This is a genomic window from Stenotrophomonas sp. 24(2023) (assembly GCF_030913365.1).
Taxonomy (GTDB): Bacteria; Pseudomonadota; Gammaproteobacteria; order Xanthomonadales; family Xanthomonadaceae; genus Stenotrophomonas.
On sequence record NZ_CP133160.1, the window covers coordinates 606686 to 630399 of the forward strand.

The 23714-nt window shown below is 69.3% G+C and carries 26 protein-coding genes; 14 read left to right on the forward strand and 12 right to left on the reverse strand.

Annotation, left to right across the window (positions count from 1 at the left end; genetic code table 11):
* The first annotated feature begins 97 nt into the window (after positions 1-97).
* The 3 genes from metG to rnfB all read left to right on the forward strand — a co-directional run bounded on the left by metG (position 98) and on the right by rnfB (position 3279).
* On the forward strand, positions 98-2179 hold the full coding sequence (metG, locus tag Q9R17_RS02745; protein WP_308156927.1) for a methionine--tRNA ligase: 2082 nt from the start codon (positions 98-100) through the stop codon (positions 2177-2179).
* Between the two features lie 69 nt (positions 2180-2248).
* The gene (locus Q9R17_RS02750) at positions 2249-2842 is read left to right on the forward strand and encodes an HAD-IB family hydrolase (protein ID WP_308158410.1); all 594 of its coding nucleotides are present in this window, start codon (positions 2249-2251) and stop codon (positions 2840-2842) included.
* 23 nt (positions 2843-2865) lie between these two features.
* Entirely contained in the window at positions 2866-3279 is a 414-nt protein-coding gene (rnfB, locus tag Q9R17_RS02755; protein WP_308156928.1) for an Rnf electron transport complex subunit RnfB, read from the forward strand.
* A 698-nt stretch (positions 3280-3977) separates the two neighbouring features.
* Here rnfB and Q9R17_RS02760 read toward each other — a convergent pair.
* Positions 3978-4325, reverse strand: a complete 348-nt coding sequence (locus Q9R17_RS02760) for a RidA family protein (RefSeq protein WP_308156929.1) — start codon at positions 4323-4325, stop codon at positions 3978-3980.
* Between the two features lie 175 nt (positions 4326-4500).
* On the opposite strand from Q9R17_RS02760, the gene mprF reads away from it, so the two are divergent.
* The gene (gene mprF, locus Q9R17_RS02765) at positions 4501-7059 is read left to right on the forward strand and encodes a bifunctional lysylphosphatidylglycerol flippase/synthetase MprF (protein WP_308156930.1); all 2559 of its coding nucleotides are present in this window, start codon (positions 4501-4503) and stop codon (positions 7057-7059) included.
* Positions 7060-7108: 49 nt separating this feature from the next.
* Here mprF and Q9R17_RS02770 read toward each other — a convergent pair whose 3' ends face one another.
* From Q9R17_RS02770 to Q9R17_RS02785, 4 genes are read right to left on the reverse strand one after another with little or no spacing between them, the layout of a single operon-like run.
* Positions 7109-8464: an AcvB/VirJ family lysyl-phosphatidylglycerol hydrolase gene (locus tag Q9R17_RS02770; RefSeq protein WP_308156931.1), complete on the reverse strand. Its 1356-nt coding sequence runs from the start codon at positions 8462-8464 to the stop codon at positions 7109-7111.
* Positions 8461-9144: a DUF998 domain-containing protein gene (locus Q9R17_RS02775; protein ID WP_308156932.1), complete on the reverse strand. Its 684-nt coding sequence runs from the start codon at positions 9142-9144 to the stop codon at positions 8461-8463. Before Q9R17_RS02775 ends, Q9R17_RS02770 begins: the two co-directional genes overlap by 4 nt.
* Positions 9141-9320: an oxidoreductase-like domain-containing protein gene (locus tag Q9R17_RS02780; RefSeq protein WP_308156933.1), complete on the reverse strand. Its 180-nt coding sequence runs from the start codon at positions 9318-9320 to the stop codon at positions 9141-9143. Before Q9R17_RS02780 ends, Q9R17_RS02775 begins: the two co-directional genes overlap by 4 nt.
* A 50-nt stretch (positions 9321-9370) precedes the next feature.
* Positions 9371-9973 (reverse strand): hypothetical protein, encoded by a 603-nt coding sequence (locus tag Q9R17_RS02785; protein ID WP_308156934.1) that lies wholly within the window; start codon positions 9971-9973, stop codon positions 9371-9373.
* 324 nt (positions 9974-10297) lie between these two features.
* Here Q9R17_RS02785 and Q9R17_RS02790 point away from each other — a divergent pair, with 324 nt between their 5' ends.
* Positions 10298-11302, forward strand: coding sequence for a transglutaminase-like domain-containing protein (locus tag Q9R17_RS02790; protein ID WP_308156935.1), 1005 nt, complete (start codon positions 10298-10300; stop codon positions 11300-11302).
* A 16-nt stretch (positions 11303-11318) separates the two neighbouring features.
* Here Q9R17_RS02790 and Q9R17_RS02795 read toward each other — a convergent pair whose 3' ends face one another.
* Positions 11319-11654 carry a zinc ribbon domain-containing protein YjdM gene (locus Q9R17_RS02795; protein ID WP_308156936.1) on the reverse strand — a complete coding sequence of 112 codons (336 nt, stop codon included), beginning with the start codon at positions 11652-11654 and terminating at the stop codon, positions 11319-11321.
* Positions 11655-11780: 126 nt separating this feature from the next.
* On the opposite strand from Q9R17_RS02795, the gene Q9R17_RS02800 reads away from it, so the two are divergent.
* From Q9R17_RS02800 to Q9R17_RS02810, 3 genes are all read left to right on the forward strand, one after another.
* On the forward strand, positions 11781-13142 hold the full coding sequence (locus tag Q9R17_RS02800; protein WP_308156937.1) for an Hsp70 family protein: 1362 nt from the start codon (positions 11781-11783) through the stop codon (positions 13140-13142).
* Between the two features lie 275 nt (positions 13143-13417).
* Positions 13418-13669: a YkgJ family cysteine cluster protein gene (locus tag Q9R17_RS02805; protein WP_308156938.1), complete on the forward strand. Its 252-nt coding sequence runs from the start codon at positions 13418-13420 to the stop codon at positions 13667-13669.
* 11 nt (positions 13670-13680) lie between these two features.
* Entirely contained in the window at positions 13681-13863 is a 183-nt protein-coding gene (locus tag Q9R17_RS02810) for a hypothetical protein (RefSeq protein ID WP_308156939.1), read from the forward strand.
* A 49-nt stretch (positions 13864-13912) separates the two neighbouring features.
* Here the strand turns inward: Q9R17_RS02810 and Q9R17_RS02815 are convergent, their stop codons facing one another.
* From Q9R17_RS02815 to Q9R17_RS02825, 3 genes are read right to left on the reverse strand one after another with little or no spacing between them, the layout of a single operon-like run.
* Complete coding sequence (locus tag Q9R17_RS02815; protein ID WP_308158411.1) at positions 13913-14785, reverse strand: DUF4097 family beta strand repeat-containing protein; 873 nt, start codon at positions 14783-14785, stop codon at positions 13913-13915.
* 17 nt (positions 14786-14802) lie between these two features.
* Positions 14803-15345, reverse strand: a complete 543-nt coding sequence (locus tag Q9R17_RS02820) for a hypothetical protein (protein WP_308156940.1) — start codon at positions 15343-15345, stop codon at positions 14803-14805.
* Entirely contained in the window at positions 15342-15923 is a 582-nt protein-coding gene (locus Q9R17_RS02825; protein WP_308156941.1) for an RNA polymerase sigma factor, read from the reverse strand. The genes Q9R17_RS02820 and Q9R17_RS02825 overlap by 4 nt, the downstream gene beginning before the upstream one ends.
* Before the next feature lie 158 nt (positions 15924-16081).
* Between Q9R17_RS02825 and Q9R17_RS02830 the strand changes: the two genes are divergently transcribed.
* Positions 16082-16264, forward strand: a complete 183-nt coding sequence (locus Q9R17_RS02830) for a hypothetical protein (RefSeq protein ID WP_308156942.1) — start codon at positions 16082-16084, stop codon at positions 16262-16264.
* A gap of 39 nt (positions 16265-16303) precedes the next feature.
* A complete protein-coding gene (locus Q9R17_RS02835) occupies positions 16304-16894 on the forward strand; it encodes a mechanosensitive ion channel family protein (RefSeq protein WP_308156943.1) in 591 nt (196 codons plus the stop codon).
* Positions 16895-17390: 496 nt separating this feature from the next.
* Here Q9R17_RS02835 and Q9R17_RS02840 read toward each other — a convergent pair whose 3' ends face one another.
* Together Q9R17_RS02840 and Q9R17_RS02845 are read right to left on the reverse strand one after the other, a co-directional pair.
* Complete coding sequence (locus Q9R17_RS02840; protein ID WP_308156944.1) at positions 17391-17657, reverse strand: DksA/TraR family C4-type zinc finger protein; 267 nt, start codon at positions 17655-17657, stop codon at positions 17391-17393.
* An 85-nt stretch (positions 17658-17742) separates the two neighbouring features.
* A complete protein-coding gene (locus tag Q9R17_RS02845; RefSeq protein ID WP_308156945.1) occupies positions 17743-18300 on the reverse strand; it encodes a DUF2058 domain-containing protein in 558 nt (185 codons plus the stop codon).
* A gap of 63 nt (positions 18301-18363) precedes the next feature.
* On the opposite strand from Q9R17_RS02845, the gene Q9R17_RS02850 reads away from it, so the two are divergent.
* The 3 genes from Q9R17_RS02850 to Q9R17_RS02860 are packed head-to-tail and all read left to right on the forward strand — an operon-like array spanning position 18364 to position 21224.
* A complete protein-coding gene (locus tag Q9R17_RS02850; protein ID WP_308156946.1) occupies positions 18364-18864 on the forward strand; it encodes a M48 family metallopeptidase in 501 nt (166 codons plus the stop codon).
* A 47-nt stretch (positions 18865-18911) separates the two neighbouring features.
* Positions 18912-19610, forward strand: a complete 699-nt coding sequence (locus Q9R17_RS02855; protein ID WP_308156947.1) for an RNA pseudouridine synthase — start codon at positions 18912-18914, stop codon at positions 19608-19610.
* Between the two features lie 36 nt (positions 19611-19646).
* Positions 19647-21224: a phospholipase D family protein gene (locus Q9R17_RS02860; RefSeq protein ID WP_308156948.1), complete on the forward strand. Its 1578-nt coding sequence runs from the start codon at positions 19647-19649 to the stop codon at positions 21222-21224.
* A gap of 3 nt (positions 21225-21227) precedes the next feature.
* On the opposite strand, the gene Q9R17_RS02865 is transcribed toward Q9R17_RS02860, so the two are convergent.
* Positions 21228-22307, reverse strand: coding sequence for an HDOD domain-containing protein (locus Q9R17_RS02865; protein ID WP_308156949.1), 1080 nt, complete (start codon positions 22305-22307; stop codon positions 21228-21230).
* A 285-nt stretch (positions 22308-22592) separates the two neighbouring features.
* On the opposite strand from Q9R17_RS02865, the gene Q9R17_RS02870 reads away from it, so the two are divergent.
* On the forward strand, positions 22593-23690 hold the full coding sequence (locus Q9R17_RS02870) for a Glu/Leu/Phe/Val dehydrogenase dimerization domain-containing protein (RefSeq protein ID WP_308156950.1): 1098 nt from the start codon (positions 22593-22595) through the stop codon (positions 23688-23690).
* The last annotated feature ends 24 nt before the right edge of the window (positions 23691-23714 follow it).

The following is a 23714-nucleotide window of genomic DNA, read 5'->3' on the forward strand; positions in this document are numbered from 1 at the left end:
CCGACCCGCGTGCAGCGCCCTGGTGACCCGGCCCCGGCCGGGTCACTGCGTTGTGGCCGTGCGATAATCCCCGGTTCCCCCGGCTGAACCCGTGACCATGACCCGTACCGCGCTCGTCACCACCGCCCTGCCCTACGCCAACGGCCCGCTGCACCTGGGCCATCTGGTCGGCTACATCCAGGCTGACATCTGGGTGCGCGCGCGTCGAATGAGCGGCGGCAAGGCCTGGTTCGTGTGCGCCGACGACACCCATGGCACGCCGATCATGCTGGCCGCGGAGAAGGCCGGGGTCAGCCCGGAAACCTTCATCGCCAACATCCAGGCCAGCCACGAGCGCGATTTCGCCGCCTTCGGCGTGGCCTTCGACCACTACGATTCGACCAACTCGGCCGCCAACCAGGCGCTGACCGAGCAGTTCTACCTGAAACTGGAACAGGCCGGCCACATCAGCCGCCGCTCGGTGGCGCAGTTCTACGATCCGGCCAAGGGCATGTTCCTGCCGGACCGCTACATCAAGGGCATCTGCCCGAACTGCGGCAGCGCCGACCAGTACGGCGACAACTGCGAGGTGTGCGGTGCCACCTACAACCCGACCGACCTGAAGGAACCCAAGTCGGTGATCTCCGGTGCCACGCCGGAAATCCGCGATTCGGAACACTTCTTCTTCGAGGTGGGCCGCTTTGAGGGCTTCCTGCGCCAGTGGCTGGCCGGTGATGTCGCCCTGCCCGGGGTGAAGGCCAAGCTGATGGAATGGCTGGATGCCGACGGCGGCCTGCGCGCGTGGGACATCTCGCGCGATGCGCCGTACTTCGGCTTCCAGATTCCCGGCCACCCGGGCAAGTACTTCTACGTCTGGCTGGATGCGCCGATCGGTTACCTGTCCAGCTTCCAGACCCTGTGCGGCACGCTCGGCGAAGACTTCGAGGCGCACCTGCGCGAAGGCACCGCCACCGAACTGCACCACTTCATCGGCAAGGACATCGTCAACTTCCACGGCCTGTTCTGGCCGGCGGTGCTGCACGGTACCGGCCACCGCGCGCCGACCCGGCTGCACGTCAACGGTTACCTGACCGTGGACGGCGCGAAGATGAGCAAGTCGCGCGGCACCTTCGTGATGGCCCGTACCTTCCTCGACGCGGGCCTGGAACCGGAAGCCCTGCGCTACTACTACGCGGCCAAGTCCGGCGGCGGCGTGGACGACCTCGACCTGAACCTGGGCGATTTCGTCGCCCGCGTGAACGCTGACCTGGTCGGCAAGTTCGTCAACCTGGCCAGCCGCTGCGCCGGCTTCATCAGCAAGCGTTTCGATGGCCTGCTGGCCACGCAGCTGCCCGACCCGGCGCAGTACCAGCGCTTCGTCGAAGGCCTGGCGCCGGTGCGCGAAGCCTACGAACGCAACGATCCGGCCGCCGCGATCCGCCTGACCATGACCCTGGCCGATGAAGCCAACCGCTACATCGACGAGGTCAAGCCGTGGGTGGTCGCCAAGCAGGACGGTGCCGACGCGCAGCTGCAGGCCATCTGCAGCCAGGGCCTGAACCTGTTCCGCGTGCTGGTGACCGCACTGAAGCCGGTACTGCCGGCCACCGCCGCCCAGGCCGAAGCCTTCCTGGCTGCGCCGGTGAACGACTGGACCGACCTGGTGCAGCCGCTGCTGGGCCACCGCATCACCGACTACACCCCGCTGTTCACCCGTATCGACCCGAAGAAGATTGACGCCATGATCGACGCCTCCAAGGACACCCTGCAGCCGGCCGCCGCTGCCGCCCCCGCCGCCAAGACCGAAGCCGCGAAGCCGGCTGCCCCGGCTCCGGCCAAGGACGCAGCGAGCAGTGCCGAGGCACCGGCCTACATCGGCATCGATGATTTCGCCAAGCTCGACCTGCGCATCGGCAAGGTGCTGGTATGCGAGTTCGTGGAAGGCTCGGACAAGCTGCTGCGCTTCGAACTGGACGCCGGTGAGCTGGGCAAGCGCCAGATCTTCTCCGGCATCCGCGGCAGCTACGGCGAGCCGGAAACGCTGGTCGGCCGCAGCGTTGTGTTCATCGCCAACCTGGCCCCGCGCAAGATGCGCTTCGGCCTGAGCGAAGGCATGATCCTGTCGGCCGGTTTCGACGGCGGCGCGCTGGCGCTGCTGGACGCCGACAGCGGCGCGCAGCCGGGCATGCCGGTGCGCTGATGCCCCCGGGCGCGGCCCTGCCGCGCCCTTCGGCAGCGCACCCACCGCAGCATGAGGGGAGACACCGGGATGGAGCTGGCGCTGTTCGATTTCGACCACACCATCACCACCTGTGACAGCTACGGCCGTTTCCTGCGCCGCGTGGCCACGCCCGAGCAGCTGGCCCGGGCGTGGTGGATGGTCGGGCCCTGGCTGCTGGCCTACAAGCTGAAGCTGATCTCCGCCGAACGCATCCGCCGTCGTGTCACCCGCCTGACCTTCACCGACCGCCACCGCGACGACATCGCCACGCAGGCCTTGGGATTTGCACGCGAGATGCTGCCGGCGATGGTGCGCCCGGAAATGCTTGAACAGATCCGCTGGCACCAGCAACAGCAGCACACGGTGGTGGTGGTGTCCGGCTCGCTGGACCTGTACCTGCGCCCCTGGTGCGAACAGCTGGGCCTGCAGTTGATCTGCAACCAGCTGGAAAGCCGCGACGGGCGCCTGACCGGGCGCTACGATGGCGGCGACTGCGGGCCGCGCAAGGTGGAGCACATCCGCCAGCGTTTCGACCTGTCGCGCTACACGCGCATCCATGCCTACGGTGACAGTGGCGAGGACCGGCCGATGCTGGCACTGGCCCACGACCGCTGGTATCGCGGCAAACCCTTGAACGCCTGATTTCCGCGCAGCCTTCGCCACGCATGAGCCTGATCCCGCCCCTGACCGAACGCCTGGACCGCCTGTTGCCGCAGACCCAATGCGGGCAATGCGGCTATGACGGCTGTCGGCCGTACGCGCAGGCGATGGCGCGTGGCGAGGCGGGCGTGGACCGCTGCCCGCCGGGCGGTGATGCCGGTGCGCGTGCGTTGGCGCAGGTGCTGGGTGTGCCGGCCGTGGCCTTCGATCGTTCGCGTGGCGAGCACAAGGCGCCGCAGCTGGCGGTGATCGTGGAGGCCGACTGCATCGGGTGCACGAAGTGCATCCAGGCGTGCCCGGTGGATGCGATCGTGGGTGGGGCGAAGTACATGCACACGGTGATTGCGGATCTGTGCACCGGGTGCGAGTTGTGTGTGCCGCCGTGTCCGGTGGACTGCATCGATCTGGTGACGCTGTAGCAGTGGTGGTCGTGCGACGCGGCGGCGTCGCGCTTCGCTTTTTTGAGGCTGGAGCAACAGCAACAGCAACAGCGTCGGCTGTTTTGATGTCATGGATTGGGCGGCTGGGATGGGGCAAGCGGGACACGCCGTGAACCCCGCTCCGCGGTCCGGCCCAGCCGCTGGCGGCTGAGCGTTCGGGCGCTTGCGAAGCAATGCTTCGCACGCAAAGCGCCCTCACCCATGGGGGCTCGTAGGCGCCATCCATGGCGCCTGCGGTCCCGCTTGCCCCATCCCACCCACCCCCGACAGATCCCATCGGCGGATGGCTTTGCCAAGGCAATGGCCAAAGCCAAAGCCAAAGCAGGATCAAAGGCAGGTTTCGGGGGATTGATGGGATTCTGGAACAGGAAAGGCACGCGGGCGCAGCCCGCGTGCCTTTCCTGTTCTGCTTTCAATGATCCGCTTCCAGCCGCTGTGCCCTGCAGCTTTTGCCTGCACGTCCGTCACCGACCAACCATCGAGGCTGGTGCGGGGTGGGTTGGCGGGACCGCAGGCGCCATGGATGGCGCCTACGAGCCCCCATGGATGGGTTCACGGCGTGTCCCGCCAACCCACCCCGCACCAGCCAAGCCAGTATCCGTCAGAGCCAGGAAACCGCTGTTGCTGTTGCTGTTGCTGTTGCTCCAGCCACTGCAGCTGCTGGTGATCCCAACCCCTTACGGCACCGCCGCGGTGATCACGATCTCGACCTTCCACTCCGGGTGGGCCAGCTTGGCCTCGACCGTGGCGCGGGCCGGGGTCGCGCCCTCGACCACCCACTCGTCCCAGGCCTTGTTCATGCCGTCGAAATCGGCGATGTCGGCCAGGAACACCTCCGCACGCAGCACGTGCTGGCGATCACTGGCCACCAGCGCCAGCAGCTTGTCGATCTCCGCCAGCACCTGCCGGGTCTGCCCGGTGATGTCCTGGCTGGTGTCCTCGGGAATCTGGCCGGACAGATAGGCGACTTTGTTGTGCACAGTCATCTCGGACATGCGCGGGCCGACGTCGAAACGCTCCAACATGGGCAGGGCTCCTGCGGGTGGACAAGCCTGCATTCTGGCCCAGCGCGCGCGCGTTGTCTGTGCCCATCGCAGCGGCCTGCGCGACGGGCTGTTCAAATGACGCGGACAAGCGCACGATGCGCCACGCCGTTTGCCTTGACGCCACCCTCGCCCCCGCTGCCGCACGCTTGCGCCGATGACCGATCCCGATACCCAACCGCGCCCTGCCACACCGACCTGGAAGCGGGTTGTCGCCGTCGTCTTCCCCCTGCTGATCCTGGCACTGGCACTGCGCGGGCTGGCCGGAGAATTCGACGAGCACGGCTACCGGGCCATCCGCCATGCCTTCCATGACCTGAGCGGCGCGCAGATCGCGCTGACCGTCCTGCTTGGCCTGGCCAGCTACGCGTGCCTGGTCGGCTTCGACGCCATCGGCCTGCGCCGCAGCGGCAAGCGCGTGCACCCGGCACGGGTGGGCATCACCGCCTTCCTCGCCCACACCCTGGGCCAGACCGTCGGCTTCGCCGCGCTGACCGGGGGCGCGGTGCGCCTGCGCGGCTACGGCAGCGCCGGGCTGGACCTGGCGCAGATCGGCCAGGTGGTGCTGATGAGCACGCTGGGCTTCATCTTCGGGGCGTGGCTGCTGATCGGCATGGCCCTGTGCCTGGAACCGGCCGCGGCCGCGCTTGCCCTGCCACTGGACCCGGCGGCGGTGCGCGTGGTCGGCATCGTGTCCCTGCTGGCCTACCTGGCCACCCTGCTCGCCGTCGGCCGTGACGGCCGCACCTTCAACGTGCTCGGCCACGGCCTGTGGCTGCCCGACCGCCGCACCATGCTCGGCGTCACCGCCCTGAGCGTGGTGGAACTGGTGCTGGCCAGCGCGGCGTTCTACGTGCTGCTGCCCGATTCCACCCCGACCGGCCTGCCCGGTTTCGTCGGCCTCTACCTGGTGGCCGTGCTGGCCGGCCTGGTCTCCACCGTGCCGGCCGGGCTGGGCGTGTTCGAATGGAGCCTGCTCAAGCTGCTGCCACAGGTGGCCCCGGGCGCGGTGCTGGCCGCGGCACTGATCTACCGCGTCACCTACTACGTGCTGCCGCTGCTGCTGGCCACCGTGCTGGCGCTGGCGCCGGCCCTGCGCAGGCCACTGCGTGCCAGCGCCGGGGCCACCCGCGCCGGCTGGGCCGCGCTGCGCCCGTGGCTGCCACAGGTCATCGCGCTGGCCGCCTTCAGCGTAGGCGCCGCGCTGGTGATCGACGGCACGCTGCCCACGCCCAAGCGCAACCTGGTCAATGCCTCGCTGCCGATCCTGGAAACCTCGCATCTGCTCGGCAGCCTGGGCGGGGTCGCGCTGCTGCTGATCGGCCAGGGCCTGGCCCGGCGCAGCCATGCGGCCTGGGCGCTGGCACTGATCTTCTGCGTGGCCGCGCCGCTGCCGATCTGGCTGCGTGGCGGCCAGGAGCTGATCGCGCTGTCGGCGCTGCTGGTGGCCATGGCGCTGTGGGCCGCACGCCGCGAGTTCTACCGCCAGGGGGCGCTGCTGGACGAGGCCTGGTCCTGGCCATGGATCCGCAACCTCGGCCTGGTGCTGGTGGCAGTGATCTGGCTGCTGTTCTTCACCTACAGCCATGTCGAATACCAGAACGAACTGTGGTGGCAGTTCGCGCTCTCCGGCAACGCCCCGCGTGCGCTGCGCGCGCTGCTGGTGGTGGCCATCGCGCTGGTGATGTTCGGGCTGGCACGGCTGCTGCACAGCACGCGCAGCCCGCTGCCGCCGGCCGATGAAGGCACGCTGCAGACGCTGGCACCGGTGCTGGCTGCGGCCAGCGATACCCAGGCCTGCCTGGTGCTGACTGCCGACAAGGCGGTGCTGCGTGACGAGGCGGGCAAGGGCTTTGTGATGATGCAGCGCTATGGCGGCTCGCTGATCGCCATGGGTGACCCGGTCGGTCCACCGGAGGTGGTGCGCGCGCTGATCTGGCGCTTCCGCGAGGAAGCCGACCGGCTGGGCCTGCGCCCGGTGTTCTACCAGGTCAGCGAAACCTACTGGCAGACCTACCTGGACCTGGGCCTGGGCCTGGTCAAGCTGGGCGAGGAAGCCATGGTGCCACTGCAGGATTTCACCCTGGAAGGCCGCGATCGTGCCGACCTGCGCCAGGCCTGGAACCGCGGCAAGCGCAGCGGCCTGAGCTTCCGCGTGGTGCAGCCACAGGACGTGCCCGCCATCATTCCGCAGCTGCAGGCCATTTCCGATGCATGGCTGGAAGACAAGGCCGGCGACGAAAAGGGTTTCTCGCTGGGCAGTTTCGACCCGACCTACCTGTCACGTTTCCCGGTGGCGGTGGTGGAAGCCGAGGGTCGCCCGGTGGCGTTCGCCAACCTGTGGCAGGCCCCGGCGGCCACCGAGCTGTCGGTGGACCTGATGCGCCACCTCGACGATGCGCCCAAGGGCACGATGGATTTCCTGTTCATCGAGCTGTTCCTGTGGGGCCGCGACCAGGGCTACACCCGCTTCTCGCTGGGCATGGCGCCGTTGTCCGGGCTGGCCGAGCACCGGCTGGCCGGCCGCTGGAACCGCCTGGCCGGCCTGCTGGCCCGCCATGGCGAGCGCTTCTACGGCTTCAGCGGCCTGCGCCGCTTCAAGTCCAAGTTCGCGCCGCAGTGGCGCCCACGCTACCTGGCGGCCCCGGGTGGCATGCATCTGCCGGCGGCGCTGCTGGATGCCACGCGGCTGATCTCGCTGGACCCCAAGCGCTGATGCCACGCGTGCGATCGCGCCGGGCCCTGCTCGGCACGATCGTAGGCGCTTACTGGCCGTCCTTCAGGATGACCTCGGCCAGCCGGTCGTAATCGCCATTGAAGTGATGGTCACCGGGCAGCTTCACCAGGCGGATGCCCTCGCTGGGCGGCAGCGTCGGGCACAGCGCATCGCCGTCCTTCTCGCCGTACACGCACAGCGTCTTGACCGCCGGCAGCTTGGCCATCTCCGGCGCGATCGGCAGGCCGCTGCCGCTGGAACCCAGCCAGTTGGTCACGTGGAATTCGAAGTCGGCCTTCTTGCCCACCGACAGCAGCGCGATGCGCTCCACCTGCGCGCGCACCGCCGGGCTGAGCTGGTTGATGCTTGCCGGCAGCACATCGGCGCCCTGCGAGAAACCGATCAGCATCACCTTGTCGCGCTGCCACTGCTGCCGGTAGTGGCCGATGATGCGCTCCAGGTCACGCGCGAAGCCCTGCGGCGTGCGTGCGCTCCAGAAGTAGCGCAGCGAATCGACGCCGACCACGGAAATGCCCTGCTCGGACAACGAGGCCGCCACGTTCTTGTCCAGCCCGGCCCAACCACCATCACCGGACACGAACACCGCCAGCGTGTCGCCCGGCCGGGTCGCCGGTACTTCCACGATCGGCAGGCCCTTGAGCGCATCCGGTGGCGGTGCCAGGCTGACGCCGGCCTGCGAGCCGAGCACGCGGGCAGCAGCCACCAGTCCCGGCGTGGCATCGCCCTCGGCGGTGCGCTGGAACGAGCGCGCCATCGCCACCCGGCGCACGAACTGCGCCGAATCACCCACCGCGCAGCGATGGTCACCGGCAGCGTTCAACCACGGGAAATTCAGCTCGGTCGACTGCAGCCGGCCGGCACTCACGCCGGCGCCGCAGACCATGCGCTCACGCACATGATCGGGGCAGAAGTTCTCGGTCAGCAGGCCGGCAAAGACCTGCTTGTCGGCCTGGGCGGCCAGCGCATAGGCCAGTTCGGCGCCTTCGCCATCACCACCAACCAGCGGCAGGTGGTAACCGGGCATGTGCAGGAACGCCTGCACCCAGCGCGAGAAGTTCTCCACATCGCCGGGGCCGAACGCGCAGTTGCTGTTGCCTTCGTGCTTGAGCACGCCCCGCAGCTTGGCCACGTCCACCGCAGCCACCAGGGCGCCGTCGGCGCGCAGCGCCTCGATCGGCGGGCGCGTGGCATCGTCACGCCGGTCTTCATGGAACCAGATCACCACGCGCTTGGGGGCGCCGGTGGGCAGGTGCACCGGGACCTGCTGGAACCGTCCATGGCTGACGTCCTGCACGCCGCTGGCCACGGCGGCCATCGACGTTGCCGGCAGCACGGCCAGCCCCAGCATCAACCCCATCGCCCTTCCCAGGCCCGCTCGCATCATGTTGGATCCCCATTGGTCTGCGCACACGATACGCCGTGGCAGGTGTGCGCGACATGTACGGCGGTTGGCCGCTGGCTGCGTCGCCACAGGCCCCAGGCCAGGCACAGCAGCCAGCCGACCAGCACCGCGATCACCAGCTTCTGCCCCGCCCCGCGCGGCGGCCCCCGCCACAGCACGTGCAGCCACAGCAGCACGAAGGCCAGCCAGGCCCCGCCCCACAGCCCACCGGCCAGCGCCTGCCAGCCCGGCTCCCGGCGCAGGTACCAGGCCTGCAGCAGCGCGCCGGTGCTGGCGCACAGGAACGCGGTATTGGCCGCCAGGCCGTGGATGAACGGCGCGATCAGCGGTGCCAGCGCCGGCAACCAGCTGTCACCGATGGCCACGGTCGCCAGGCCCAGCGCGGACACCACGAACAGCAGCGGCGCGGCGGCACTGCGCCGGGGGCCGATGCTGCACCGGTACAGCGCCAGCCCCAGCACCGCGATGGCCACCGCCAGCAGGCAGTACGCCACGCGCAGCGCCAACCCCCACGGGCCATGCAGGTACAGGCTCAACGTAGCCCGCACCCAATCCAGGTCGGTGCGCACGAACTGCGTGGCCACCGCCACCAGCACGAACAGCAGCAGCGCCGACAGCGCCAGCGCGGCCGCAGCGCGCGGCCCTGCATGCCCCCGCGTCATGGCGATGCCTCCGGGTGCCGCTGCAGCCACTGCGCCAGCGCCTGCCGGTAACGCTGCAGCTCCTCGGCATACAGGTCCAGCACGCACAGCGGGCAGCCGCTGCCGCAGCATTCGTTGGGGCCCGGCTCTTCCGGCGGCGTGGGACGGGGATCGGGGTCGCGGTCAGGCTCGGACACGGTCAGGGCACGGAAACGAAAGACAGGGGCGCGCAGTGTAACGGGGCCGGTCACGCAGCCAGGCGGCGGCGCAGGTTGTCGCGCGCCGGGGCATCGCAGCGGGCATGGAACCAGTCACTCAGGTAGATGCGCGGGCGCGCCAGCAGGGCCTTGAGGAAGCGCCTGCGCCCGGCCCGGTACAGGAAGCCCGGCACCACGCCGGCATACTCCTCGGCCACACCGCGGTCGTAGGCATCGAACACCGCTGCCGGCGCAGCCAGGATGGCCATGTCGCAGTCCAGGAACAGGGCCGCTTCGGCGTCCACATCGGCCACGCCCAGTTCACCATGGCGGGCGGTCAATGCGATCAGCGCGGCCACCCGATCGGCGTCGATACCGGCATCGGGCAGCCAGCGTGCAATGGCCTGGCGCGCCAGTGCGGCCGAACGGGCTTCATTGTCCTTGCGCCCTGCCTCATAGATCGCATCGTGGTACAGCGCCGCCAGGTAGATCTCGGCCGGCTGCCGCCATCCCGGCCCCTCCGCCACCTGCTGGCAATGCTGCAGCACCGCGCGTGCATGGCCGAAATGGTGGTAGGCGCGGGGCGGCGTGGCATAGGCCGCCTGCACGGCCAGCAACTGCGCTTCGGACAGGTCCAGGGGAGCGAATTCCATGGCCCGATCATCCTGCCTGTGCCGGCCGCCGGCAAGCACGCCGGCGGTGTTCACCCCTCCTGCACGTTGCTTGCTGGGCAACCGTTGCAGGGGCGGCCTGGGCGCGCGCGCGCCACGTGCAGGCCGCCGGGCACAGGACTACACTGCCCCCAGGCGGCACCTGCGCCGCCGTCGCGGAGAGCTGCCATGCGCCTGCACGCCGCTGTTTGCCTCCTGCTGCTGTTGCCTGCGGCCGCCACCTGCGCGCAGGCCGGCAGCCCGCCCCCTCCCGCGCCCAGCACTCCGCAGCCACGGCCCGCCAGCGTACCGGCACCGGCGGAGATCATGGCCATTCCACCTGCACTGCAGGCCATGCTGCAGCAGCAGGTGATCGCCCAGGGCGCCTCGCGCCAGCAGCGGCTGCAGGCGCTGGTGGAGATGATCTTCGGCCACCATGGCCTGGACCTGCAGTACGACGCCGACGCGACCTACACCGTTGGCGAAGTCTGGCAGTACCGGCGCGCGAACTGCCTGTCATTCACCCTGCTGTTCGTCAGCCTCGCGCGCCAGGCCGGCATCGACGCGCGCGTGCAGGAAGTCGGGCAGGTCGTGTCCTGGTACCAGGACACCAGCCAGGGCGTGGTCTACAACGTCGGCCACGTCAACGCAGGCATACAGATCGCCGGTGCCAGCGCGACCGTGGACCTGGACCGCAACGTGCTCTACGACCGCCATGGGCCGCAGCCGATCAGCGACACGCGCGCGATGGCGCACTTCTACAACAACCGGGGCGCCGAGCGCCTGGTCGCCGGTGATGACGCCGGCGCGCGCCGGTTGTTCGCTGCGGCGCTGTCCCAGCAGCCGGCCTTCGCCCAGGCCTGGAACAACATCGGCGTGCTCGACCACCGGCAAGGCGACGATGCCGCCGCGCGCCGGGCATTTGAAACCGTCCTGCGCGATGCGCCGGGCAACGCAGCGGCATTGTCCAATGCCAGTGCGCTGTACCTGGCACTGGGCATGGACGCCCAGGCCCGTCCCCTGCAGCAGCGCCTGCAGCAGATACAGCGCGAAGACCCCTTCGCGCAGTACATGCTGGGCGCACAGGCCGAGCGCGAAGGACGGCTCGATGCGGCCATCGGCTACTACCGGCGGGCCGTGCGGCTGTATGACACCGCACACCAGTTCCACTTCGGGCTCGCCCGGGTCTACTTCCTGCGCGGGCAGCTGCGCCTGGCGGACCGGGAGCTGGTGCGGGCGCGCGAACTGGGTGGCACCGCGCTGCAGGCCCGCTACCAGGCCAAGCTGGACAGCCTGGCGCGTTGGCGGGCAAGCCAGCAGGCAGCACGCTGAGCCGCCCGCGCGGGCATCATGCCTTCTTCAGGAAGCAGGTCTTGAGCACCAGGCCCTTGATCTTGTCCGAGTGGCCTTCGATGTGTTCGGCATCGTCCTCGACCAGGCGGATGTTGCGGATCACCGTGCCCTGCTTGAGCGGAATGGAGGATCCCTTCACCTTCAGGTCCTTGATCACCGTCACCGTATCGCCGGCCTGCAGCACGTTGCCATTGCTGTCACGCACGACCAGCGCGTCGCCCTGGCTGTCCGCGGCCGTCCATTCAAAGCCACAGTCGGCGCAGATCCACAGCGCGCCATCGGCATAGGTGTTTTCCAGGGTGCACTGCGGGCAGGCGGGAACAGCGGGCATCAGGCATTCTCGACACGATCAACGGACTGCATTGTAACCGGTGGCCAAACGCGCCCTTCGCGCCTGCACTTGCGGCAGCGGCCGAAACCGCGCAGAGTGCGCGCCCCCTGATCTTCCGGAACTCCCATGCGCCTGGGCATCGACTTCGGCACCAGCAACTCGGCGGCGGCCATCGTGGTGGACGGCGCCGTCCAGCCCATCACGTTCGGGGGTGCCCAGCAGTTCCGCACCAGCGTGTATTTCCCGGGTGCGGTACAGGACCCGGAAGACTTCAAGCCCGATGCCGGCCAGGAACACGCTCTGCAGCAGCTGATCGACAGCGCCACGCGCCAGGCCCGTGCGGCCGGTATCGAGCGCACGCCGCAGGCGCTGCGCCGCGAGGCGCTGCGTGCCCTGCGCCGGGAATGGATGGAAGCGCGCATGCGCGAGCCACGCAGCTCCAGCGAGCTGCTGCAGAACGCGGTGTACGGCGATGCCGCACTGGAAGCCTATTTCCTCGAGCAGGAAGGCAACCTGGTGCAGAGCCCCAAATCGATGCTGGGCTACAACCTGCATCCGCGCGCCCGGCAGACCATCACCGGCATTGCCAGCCATATCCTGGAACATATCCGCCTGACCGCCAGCGCACAGCTGGGCACTGCCGTGCGCCACGCACTGCTCGGCCGCCCGGTGCAGTTCCGCAGCTCGATCGGTGCCGCCGGCAATGACCAGGCACTGGACATCCTGCGTGAAGCGGCCACCCAGGCCGGTTTCGACAGTGTCGATTTCCTGGAGGAACCGGCCGCGGCCGCCATGCATTACCACGCCGCCAGCGATGCCCGCCACGACGCGGTGATCGTCGATATCGGCGGCGGTACCACCGATATCGCCCATGCCGAGGTCGGCGGCGATGCGGCCCCGCGCATCCATCGCGCCTGGGGTATCGCCCGCGGCGGTACCGATATCGACCTGGCCCTGAGCCTGGCCCGGTACATGCCCCTGTTCGGCCGCGGCGTCAGCCGCGTGCCCGCCCATCACTTCGTCGAAGCGGCCACCGTGCAGGACATGCCACGCCAGCGTGAATTCCGCCTGCACCGCTACGACCATGTCGACAGCCCCTGGGGCCCACGCCTGCAGGCCCTGCAGGAACCGGGCAATACCGCACGCCTGTACCGCGACGTGGAGCAGGCCAAGATCGCCCTGAGCAGCGCCGGTACCCACCGCAGCGCACTGGACTACATCGGCCGCGACCTGCATGTGGACACCCCGGCCGACGGCCTGGCGCAGGCCGCCCACGGCTACATCGGGCAGCTGCGCGAGCTGCTGGCACAGGTCCGGACCGACATCGGCGGCGACCCGCAGGCGGTGTTCGTGACCGGCGGCATGTCCCGTGCCGGTTACCTGCGCCAGGCCATCGCCGAGGCGTTCCCGGCCGCCCGCCCGGTGCATGGCGACCCATCCTTCGGCGTGGTGCAGGGCCTGGCCCTGGCCGCCGCCCAGCCCGGTTAACATCTGGTCAAGCACCCTGCGCTATGATCGCGGGGCTTGACATCTGCAGCGTGTTCCGCCGGGGCTTCCGGCGTGTGTCCCTTCCGCCGCAGCCGGGCCCGCCCAGCGGGCCATCGTGGCCGTGTTTCCTGGCTCTTCCATGGCCCGCGTACTACCCCGAGCCGCCATCGAGACCCGCTTTGGGCACCCGCCAGGCCCCTGTGGCCGCACAACCTGTCGCAGCACCTGCACCCATCGACTGCCGCCGTTGTGAGGCGGTCTGCTGTCGCCTGCCGGTGCACGTGCTGCCCGGCGACGCGGTGCCGGCGCACCTGCTGGACACCGATGACTACGGCTGCACGGTGATGGCGCGCAACGAGGAAGGCTGGTGCGCGGCCATCGACCCCTACCATCTGCGCTGCACGATCTACCCGCAGCGTCCCGCGATCTGCCGCCAGTTTCCCATGGGTGGCGATGACTGCCGCTCGGTGCGGCAGGACTACCTGCACCAGGCGCAGGCCTGCGTGCCCCTCTCCCCTTCCCCCTGACAGGAGCCACCATGCCCCGCAAGGCAAAAACCCCCGCGAAGGCAAGCAACAGCATCCGCAGTGACCGCAAGGGTGCCAGCAGCAACGCCGTCATCAGCAGCAGCAGCATCGCCGCCGACGTGGCCGCATTCCGCAAGGCCGGCGGCAAGATCGAAGTCCTGGGTACCACCTGGACGCTGAAAAAGGCCGGCTGACGCCGGCGACGATGACCGCGGCGGACCTGCCGCCGCGGCCTCACTCGCATCACCGGTCCAGGCGTACCCGCACGCTGCCGGAATGCGACTGGATGCGGATATCCCCGTCACCGCTGCCCAGCCGGGCGTCAAGCCGGCTGCCCGGGCCGTAGCGCGGCCGCTCCACGGTACCGGCATCGCTGTCGATCGAACCGCTGAAGCTGTCCACCGACAACTGCGCGGACACCGAACGCGGCAGCCGCAGGTTGACCGACGCACTGACCGACTGCGCGCTGATGCGCCCCCCCGGTGCCAGCGCCGACGCCGCCACGTCGATGCCGCCGGATACGGTTTCCACCGCCAACCGCTGCACGCGGCCGGTATCCACATCGACCCGGCCGGACACGGTCTGGGTGTTGATGTCACCGGACAGCCCACCACCGGCCTGGATGCGGCCGCTGACCGTGCGCGCTTCCAGCCGCGGCGTCTGCAGCCGGGCCTGGATGCTGCCACTGACGGTGGTGAGCGCGCTCTCACCGCTGCGCCCGGCGGCCGACAGCCCGCCACTGACCGTGCTGGCCTGCAACCGGCTGACATCCACCCCGCTGATGTCCACATCGGCGCTGACCGTGCCCAGCTGCACCTCCACCCCGCGTGGCACGCTCAGCACCAGCGTGGCGCCACCGTTGCTGTTGCGCCGCGGGTATTCCACCTCCCAGCGCACGCGGTTGGCACTCTTTTCCTGCCGCAGTTCCAGCCCGTCGGACAGGGTGCCGGTCAACTGCACCTCGTTGCGGTCCCAACCGCGCACGCTGACCTTGCCGGCGATGTTGCTCAGCTCGATGCGGCCGCCGGATGCCAGCGCCGCACGCTCATCCACACGCGTATCGGCCAGCGCCAGCGATGGCAGCAGTGCAGCCGCCAGGCACAGGGGAAGGATCATTCGCATCGGGGCTCTCCTCAGGTAGCCATGCCGGCAGCGGACTGGGCCGCCTGGCGGGTCAGTTGCAGGCGCAGCGCATAGGTGCGCTGCAGTTGTTCAAGCAGCAGCCGCGATCGCGGATCCTGCGCGAGCGCGGCGCGGATCTGGCGGGCGCTGTGGTCCAGTTCGGCCAGTGCCGGCTGCCACTCGCCGGCATCGGCGTTGGCCGGCAGCGATTCAGCAACCGCCTGCTGGTACTGGCGGGTCATGTCATCGGCCTGGGCCTGCATCAGGGACGGTGCAGCGCCGGGGACCGTATCGTGCCGCTGCCCGGGCGTTACCCAGTACAGCGCCAGGCTGGCCGCCATTGCCGCCCCCACCGGCCACAGCCAGCGGCGGCGGCGCGGCAACGCCACCACGGTGGCGGGCGCGGCGCCGGGCGCCGCCGGTGCCTCACGCGGGGGCAGGCGCAGTGCCAGGCGTTCCCAGCTGCCCTCGGGCACGGCGCGCTCGTCGGGCAACGCCCGCAGGCGGGCCTGCAGATCGGGATCGAAAGAGGAATCAGGGTCGTGCGTGTTCATGCGGTATCTCCCAACCGTTCCCGCAACAGGCTGCGGGCGCGGTGAAGCTGTGCCTTGGAACTGCCGACGGCCATCTGCAGTTGTTCGGCGATTTCCTGGTGTTTCCAGCCTTCTATATCGTGCAGCACCAGTACTGCACGTGCACGCGGCGGCAGGGTCGCCAGCGCGCGTTCCAGATCACGGCGGGTGCCGGCGCAGCTGTCATGCACCGCCAGCTCCGGCAGCGTTCCATCGGCATCATCCAGGCTGTCGTGGTCATGCCCACCGGCACGCCCGCGCAGTTCCATCAGCGCGGCATTGACCCCCAGACGATGCAGCCAGGTGCCGATGCTGCTTTCAAAACGGAACCCCGGCAGCGCCTTCCACGCCTGCAGGAAGGCTTCCTGCAGGGCGTCTTCGGCACGGGCCTGCTGGCCGCCGCACAGCCGCCACAGCACGGCATACACGCGCGGGGCATGGCGCCGGTACAGCAGTTCATAGGCCGACATGTCACCACCGGCCGCCGCCCGCACCAGGGCGGGTTCATCGGCGGCTGCATCGTTGGCGGCGGTCAGCGCGGGCATGGTGGTGTCGAGCATATCCCTTCGATGCGGCAGGCTTGGAAAAGGTTTAAACGGCCCGGCCGGGCGGGCATGCGGCCGCCGCCCCGGCCAGGGCGGGGCCGTTTAAACCTTTTCGGGCCTCCCCGCATCCAACCCCGTGTCCATGCAAGGCCATCCACGGCCGGGAGTCCTCCATGTCCAGCACCGCCTGTGCTGCCGCCCTGGCAATCGCCGCCTGCGCACTGCTGCAGGGCTTCAACGTATCGCTGCACGTGCAGGCCGAGGCCAGCCGTGCCTGCCTGCAGCAGCACCGGCAGGAGGTGGTCTGCGTGGCCTGGCAGGGGGCGGTGGTCGAATCGGTACCGAACGCCGGGTAACATCGGGCGCTGTATCCGCTACCTGTTGTCGCTGCCAGCATGATGTTGTCGATCAAGGACCACCTGCCCGCCTGGACCCATCCCTGGCTGCATGACCTGGGCATCGCCGCCCAGGTGCTGCTGACCGTACTGGTCGCGTGGCTGCTGCGGGTGATCGGACGCCGGCTGATCCGCCGTTTCTCCGAGCACTACACGCTGCCGCCGGAAATGGTGATGGGCGCGCGCCGGGTCACCACCTTCGTCATTTCCTTCAGCGCACTGCTGTACATCCTGCACGTGCTGGGCGCCTCGCCGGTGGCGCTGTGGACGGCCTTCACCGGCTTTGCGGCGGTGGGCGCGGTGGCCTTCTTCGCGGCCTGGAGCGTGCTGTCGAACATCTTCTGCACGCTGCTGATCTTCACCACCCGGCCGTTCCGTCTGCACGACTACATCGAAGTACTGGAAAACGGCGAGAAGCCGGGACTGAAGGGCCGGGTGATCGACATCAACCTGATCTACACCACCCTGCAGGAGAGCGGTGACCACGAAGGCACCGTGCTGCAGCTGCCGAACAACCTGTTCTTCCAACGCACGGTGCGCCGCTGGCGCAACCCGGCACAGGCCCCGGGCGGCATCCAGGGCGACGGCTGAGGGGGGGGGTGTTTGCAGGGCTGCGCCCTGCACCTGCCGAAGCTTCAAGCAACAGCAACAGCAGGCTATCCGTGGATTGGCGGGGCGGTGTCGGAGGGCGGGGACGCCGCAAGTACGTCCGTGTAGGCTTGGCCGCCGCATCCATGCGGCGGACACCCCGCCCTCCGACACCGCCCCACCTCTGACAGATCTCCGCGATCGGGTAGATCCACGCCATGCGTGGATGCTTTTCGGTGAATCATCGAAATATTAGATTTCGATTGAGATTCATCCACGCATGGCGTGGATCTACAGGCCATTGGGAAATTGTCGAAGGCGGGGTGGGTCCGGTTGCGGGGGTGTGAGCGGCATGGATGCCGCGACCAAGCCCCCATGGATGGGTTTACGGCGTCCCCCGCAACCGGACCCGCCCCGCCATCCCACGGAACGCCCGCTGTTGCTGTTGCTGTTGCTTGAAGCTTCGGCAGGTGCAGGGCGCAGCCCTGCCGAACACCCCTCACCGCAACTGGCTGTCCTTGCTGCCCCGCCGGTTGTAGCCGCTGTGCGCCTGCTCGTCCTCGTCCTGCGCCTGCTGGCAGGCCACGCACAGCCGCACGCCTGGCACCGCCTCGCGGCGGGCCAGCGGAATCACCGCATCGCATGCTTCACAGCGCTCGCGCCCGGGGCCCTGGCGCAACTGGCGCCGGGCACGGGCCACAGCGTCGTCAACCGTGGCGTCGATCTGGTCCTGGACCGCGCCATCCCCCGCCCAACCGGTGGCCATGGCCATCCTCCTGCAGGTGTGTCGCCTGATATGGGGAGGATACGCCCCGACCGCAACCGGTCGCGACGACCAGTTCAGCCAGGCCTTACCAGACCAGATCGTCCGGCACCTGGAACTGGGCGTAATAGGCATCATCCTCGGCGTTGCCGGTGGAGATCTCCGCACTGCTGCCGGGCTGGCCGTGATCGACCACGATCGCCTCCGGCATGCGTTCGCGCACCTTCTCGCCCGCCACCCGCGGCAGCACGGCGTAGCCGTCGCCATGGGCCACGATGACCAGCACGCCCACCGACAGCGCCTTGCGCAGCTTGGGGTCGATCAGCAGCGTGCGGATGGCCCCACCGTCACTGAAGCGGTATTCGTCCTCACCCTTGTGGGGCACGGCATGGGCCGTGATGATCTGCCGCGCCTGGGCCTTCTGTTCAGCCAGCTTCGCCTGCGCATTGCGCTCGGCGGCCAGCGCGCGGTCCCGCTCGGCCTTTTCGGCGCGGGCACGCTCGGCGTCGCGCTGGATCTCGGCCGACGCCGATTCGGCCTTGCCCTGGCGGGCCTTGGCCTGTTCGCGCGCGGCCGCGCTGGCCTGCGACTTCTTGGCCAGGCCGGCCTTGAGCAATTGTTCCTGCAGCGCGTTGGGCTTTGCCATGGTCCTGCTTGCCACATGTCGTATCGTAGGACCCCCATTCTAGCGATGCCCCACCCTGGCTGCATGGCGGTTCTGAAGTACCTCACCGGTTATCCCGAGCCCCTGGTGGCGCAGGTCAGCGACCTGCTGGCCCAGGGCAGGCTCGGCCCCTGGCTGCGCCAGCGCTACCCCGACCCGCACGAGGTGCGCAGCGACCGCCAGCTGTACGACTACACCCAGGAGCTGAAAGACCGCTACCTGCGCAAATCGGTGCCGCTGAACAAGGTCTGCTACGACAACACCCTGGAAGTGATCAAGCACGCGCTGGGCACCCATACGGCCATTTCCCGGGTGCACGGCAACCGGCTCAAGGCCAGCCGTGAAATCCGCATCGCCACGGTGTTCCGCCAGGCCCCGGCGGCGTTCCTGCGCATGATCGTGGTGCATGAACTGGCCCACCTGAAGGAGGCCGAGCACAACAAGGCCTTCTACCAGCTGTGCCAGCACATGGAGCCGGATTACCTGCAGCTGGAGTTCGACACGCGCCTGTACCTGACCGAGCTGGCCAACCGCGGCCAGCGCTGAACCGGCGCAGCAGCTACACTGCGCGCCCCCTGCCCGACCTGCCCGCCATGGAACCGACCCGCCTCGACAAACGCCTGTCCGCCCTGCTCGGCATCCCGCGCGGTGAAGCGCGGCGCTACATCGAAGGCGGCTGGGTACGGGTGGACGGCGAAGTGGTCGAGCAGCCCCAGCGCCCGGTCAGCGAAGGCGCGGTGATCGTGGTCGACGATCAGGCCAGCGACAGCAAGGCCGAGCGGGTCAGCATGCTGCTGCACAAGCCGGCCGGGGTGGCCGCAGAGGCACTGTGCGCGCTGGTCAGCAGCGCGACCCGCAGCGACCTGGATGCCAGCGCCATCCGCCCCCTGCAGCGCCATTTCCACGGCCTGCAGCTGGCCGCTTCGCTGCCGGCCGCCGACAGCGGCCTGGTGGTGGTCAGCCAGGACCCGGCCACGCTGGCCCACCTGCAGCGCAACCTGGGCCGTACCGAGCAGGAATACCTGGTGGAAGTGGCCGAAGGTGGCCCCGAACGCGGGCCCTGGCTGCTGGCGCGCCTGCAGCAGGAAGCCGGCGGCGCCAAGGTGAGCTGGCAGAGCGAGCAGCGCCTGCGCTTTGCTGGCAAGGGCCTGACCGCCAAGGGCCTGAAACAGGCCGTCACCGCCGCCGGCCTGCAGGTGACCGCGCTGCGCCGGCTGCGCATCGGCCGCGTGGCGCTGGGACCGCTGGTACCGGGCCAGTGGCGCTACCTGGGCAGCGACGAGCGCTTCTGACGCCAGCCGGCGCAGGCGGGCTGCTACGCTCGGGCCATGCCGCTTTCCCGCGCCCTCTGGTCCCGCCTGCCACGCCTGGTGCGCTGGCTGGTCGTGCTGGCCATCACCCTGGCCACCCTGGTGCTGTCGGGCCTGCTGCTGGCCGACCGCCTGACGCCGCGTGCGCAGGGGTCCGCATCGCACGCGTTGCCGCTGCAACCGGCGCAGACCGTGCTGGACCGCCAGCTGGCGCCGCTGCTGGCCGCCCATCCCGGGCAGTCCGGGGTGGCGATGCTCGGTGATGGCCACGACGCCTTCGCCGCCCGCACGCTGATCAGCGAACAGGCCGGGCGCAGCCTGGACCTGCAGTACTACATCTGGCATGACGACATGCTCGGCCACCTGCTGGCCAAGGCCCTGCACGATGCGGCCGAGCGCGGGGTGCGCGTGCGCCTGCTGCTTGATGACATGAACGCCAAGGACAAGGACGCCCTGCTGCTGGCACTCGATGCCCACCCCTCCATCGAGATCCGGCTGTACAACCCGTTCCGCAACCGCCATGGCATCGCCCGGCTGCTGGAAATGGTGCAACGGGTGTTCAGCATGAACCACCGCATGCACAACAAGAGCTGGATTGCCGATGGCCGCGTGGCAATCGTGGGAGGCCGCAACATCGGCGAGGAATACTTCAGCGCGCGCAGCGACGTGAACTTCCAGGACCTGGACCTGCTGGTGGCCGGGCCGGCCGTGCAGCAGGCCAGCGCCATCTTCGACGCCTACTGGAACAGCCCGGCGGCCGTGCCGATCGCTGCGCTGGCCTCCCCTGACAGCGAACGCCTGCAGCAGCTGCTGGTGCAGTCCACCCACGATGCGCGGCTGGCCGACGCCCAGCCGTACCTGCGCGAAGTGGCGGCCTCCCGCCAGCGGCAGCGGCCCAGTGCCGAACCACTGCACTGGAGCACGCAGGTGCGCATCGTCTCCGACCCACCGATGAAGCACCGTGGCGATGACCGCCAGCAGTGGCTGGTCACCACGCTGGCCACGGAGCTGCAGCACAGCCGGCACACCGCGCTGCTGATCTCGCCGTACTTCGTGCCGGGCCAGGACGGCCTGGACGGGCTCTCGCAGTTGTCCCGCGCCGGCGTGCAGGTGGGCGTGGTGACCAATTCGCTGGCCGCCAACGATGTCGCGGCGGTGCACGGCGGGTACATGGGCTACCGCGTGCCGCTGCTGCGTGCCGGCGTGCAGCTGTACGAACTGAAGGCACATGGCCAGACCGGCAGCGCCGGACCGTTCGGCAGCAGCGGCGCCAGCCTGCACACCAAGGCGTTCGTGCTGGACGACCGGCGCGGCTTCGTCGGTTCGTTCAATCTCGACCCGCGCTCGGCCTACCTCAACACCGAAATGGGCGTGCTGTTCGACGACGCCGTGCTGGGCGCGCAGCTGCGCGATGAGTACCTGCGCCTGGCCAGTCCCGCGCAGAGCTACTGGCTGGCCCTGGGTGACGATGGCCGGCTGCGCTGGCTCGAACGGCAACCGCCCGCACACTGGGTCGGGCCGGAACCGGGCAGTTCACTGGGCAAGCGTGCGACCGCCCGCGTCATCAGCTGGCTGCCGATCGAATCCCAGCTGTAGCGATCACGCCGGCGGGCAGGTGGCTTCGTCCACGTCGCCCAGCGTTTCCACGCTGCGCCCGTGCAGGCGCCGCCAGGCCCAGCGCAGGGCATGCAGGGGCACGTCCGGCGACTGCTCCAGCAGCGCCAGCATCTGCCCCTGGGTGGCCCGGCCATGCCGGCACAGCAGGCTGGCGGCGGCGGCCGCGCTGCCAAACCGCAGGCTCGCCGCCAGGGGGCCGCTGGCCTGTGCCTGCAGTGCCGGGTGCACCGGCTCGGGCAGCTCCCAGGCGGCCGCGACACGCTGTGCCACCGGCAGTGACCAGCGCTGCAACAGCCGCAGTGCCAGCGCCGTGGGAATCTCCTGGCCGCCGGCGCTGGCCAGCTGCGTCAGCTGCCGCATCACCAACGCGGTACCCAGGCCCTGGGTCAGGCCCAGCCACTGTGCGGCAAACGCATCGCCCCCGCTGACCGCGCGCGCGTGGTCGGCCGCCCCGCGCGAGGCCAGCAGCGCATGCTCCCAGATGATGCTGCTGAACTGTGGAAACTGTGGGCACTGCACCTCCATCACCGGCTGCACCAGCACGGCACTGATGATCTGCCGCACGCCTTCGGTGCCCACCAGGGTGACGGCACGCTGCAGGCTTTCCACCGGCCGTTCATGCACCTTGTAGGCGGGGCTGTTGGCGATGCGCAGCAGGTTGCCGGTCAGCACCGGGTCCTGGCCGATGATGGCGGCCATCACCCGCGCCGAGCCAGCATCATCATTGACCGTCTGGATCAGCTGCGGCAGCAGCTGCGGCCGCCGTGGCAGCTGCCGGCTGGCCCAGTCGCGGGCCAGCAGCGCCTGCACCACGGCCTGCTCCAGTGCCGCCGCGCCGGCCGGCTCGTCTTCACTGGCCTGGCGCGGGGACAGGGCCAGCGCATGCAGGCCCTGCTGCAGCTGCGCGTGCACCTGGCCCAGTGGCAACCGCTCCGTTGCCAGGTCTGCGGCCGCCCGCGCCTGCCGGGGACGCTCGGCCTGGCGCGGCGGGGCCGTGCCGAACACGGCCTGCAGCCACGCACGTGCACACTGCCACGCCGATGTCGCGACCTGCGCGCTCATGGCCTTGCTTTCCTTCGCCGCATCCCCGCTGCCACTGCCCCTGCCACCGTCCACACCCTCCGGTCCGGCCCTCTCCGCCGTTGTGGCTGCATCGGCCGCATCTTCATCTTCTTTAACCACCGGCCCGCCCCGGCCAGGGGCCCGGCACGCGCCCGGCGAATGGACTAGAATGGCGCCGCGCGACCCGTCCCGAATGCTGACGACGTCGCTTTTTTTGTTTTGGGACCCTACCGTTTGCTGGCACGTTCACCGCCGATCGCGGATGTTCATGCCATCGGAGACGCCATGCTTTTTGAAACCCTCGCCAGCACCGGCCACGAACAGGTGGTGTTCTGCCACAACCACGATGCCGGCCTGCGCGCCATCATCGCCATCCACAACACCACCCTGGGACCGGCCCTGGGTGGGGTGCGCATGCGCCCCTACGCCAGCACCGATGAGGCGCTGGCCGATGTGCTGCGGCTGAGCCGCACGATGACCTACAAGAACGCTCTGGCCGGCCTGAACGTGGGCGGTGGCAAGGCGGTCATCATCGGTGACCCGAAGGCCGAGAAGAGCGAAGTGCTGTTCCGCGCCTTCGGCCGCTACGTCGATTCGCTCGGCGGGCGCTACATCACCGCCGAGGACGTGGGCACCGACGTCAACGACATGGAAAACATCTACCTGGAAAGCCAGTTCGTCACCGGCGTGCACCAGGTCCATGGCGGCTCGGGCGACCCGGCGCCGTTCACCGCCTATGGCGCGCTGCAGGCCTTGATGGCGTCGCTGCGGGTCAAGTTCGGCCACGAGGAAGTGGGCAAGACCAGCATCGCCGTGCAGGGCCTGGGCCATATCGGCATGGAGCTGGTCAAGCTGCTGCGCGACCGCGGCGCCAAGCTCTACGTGACCGATCTGGACACGGCGCTGGTGGACCGTGCGGTGACCGATTACGGCGCCGAGGCGGTCAAGCCGGATGAGATCCATGAAGTGAACGCCGACGTGTTCGCCCCGTGCGCGCTGGAGGGGGCGATCACCCCGCAGGTGCTGCCGCGCCTGAAGTGCAAGATCATCTGCGGCACCGCCAACAACCAGCTGTCCAGCCTGGAAGTGGGTGACGAGCTGCACGCGCGCGGCATCCTGTACGCACCGGACTATGCGGTCAACGCCGGTGGCGTGATGAACGTGTCGCTGGAAATCGACGGCTACAACCGCGAACGCGCGATGCGCCTGATCCGCAGCATCTACCACAACCTCACCCGCATCTTCGACCTGTCGCAGCGCGAGAACATCTCGCCGCAGCGTGCCGCCGACCGCATCGCCGAAAGCCGCATCCTGTCGATCGGCAAGCTGAAGATGCCGCTGGGCCGCAGCACGCCGCGCCTGGGCAACCTGCGCGGCGGCTGAGCGCCACGCCGTGGCTCCCCCCTG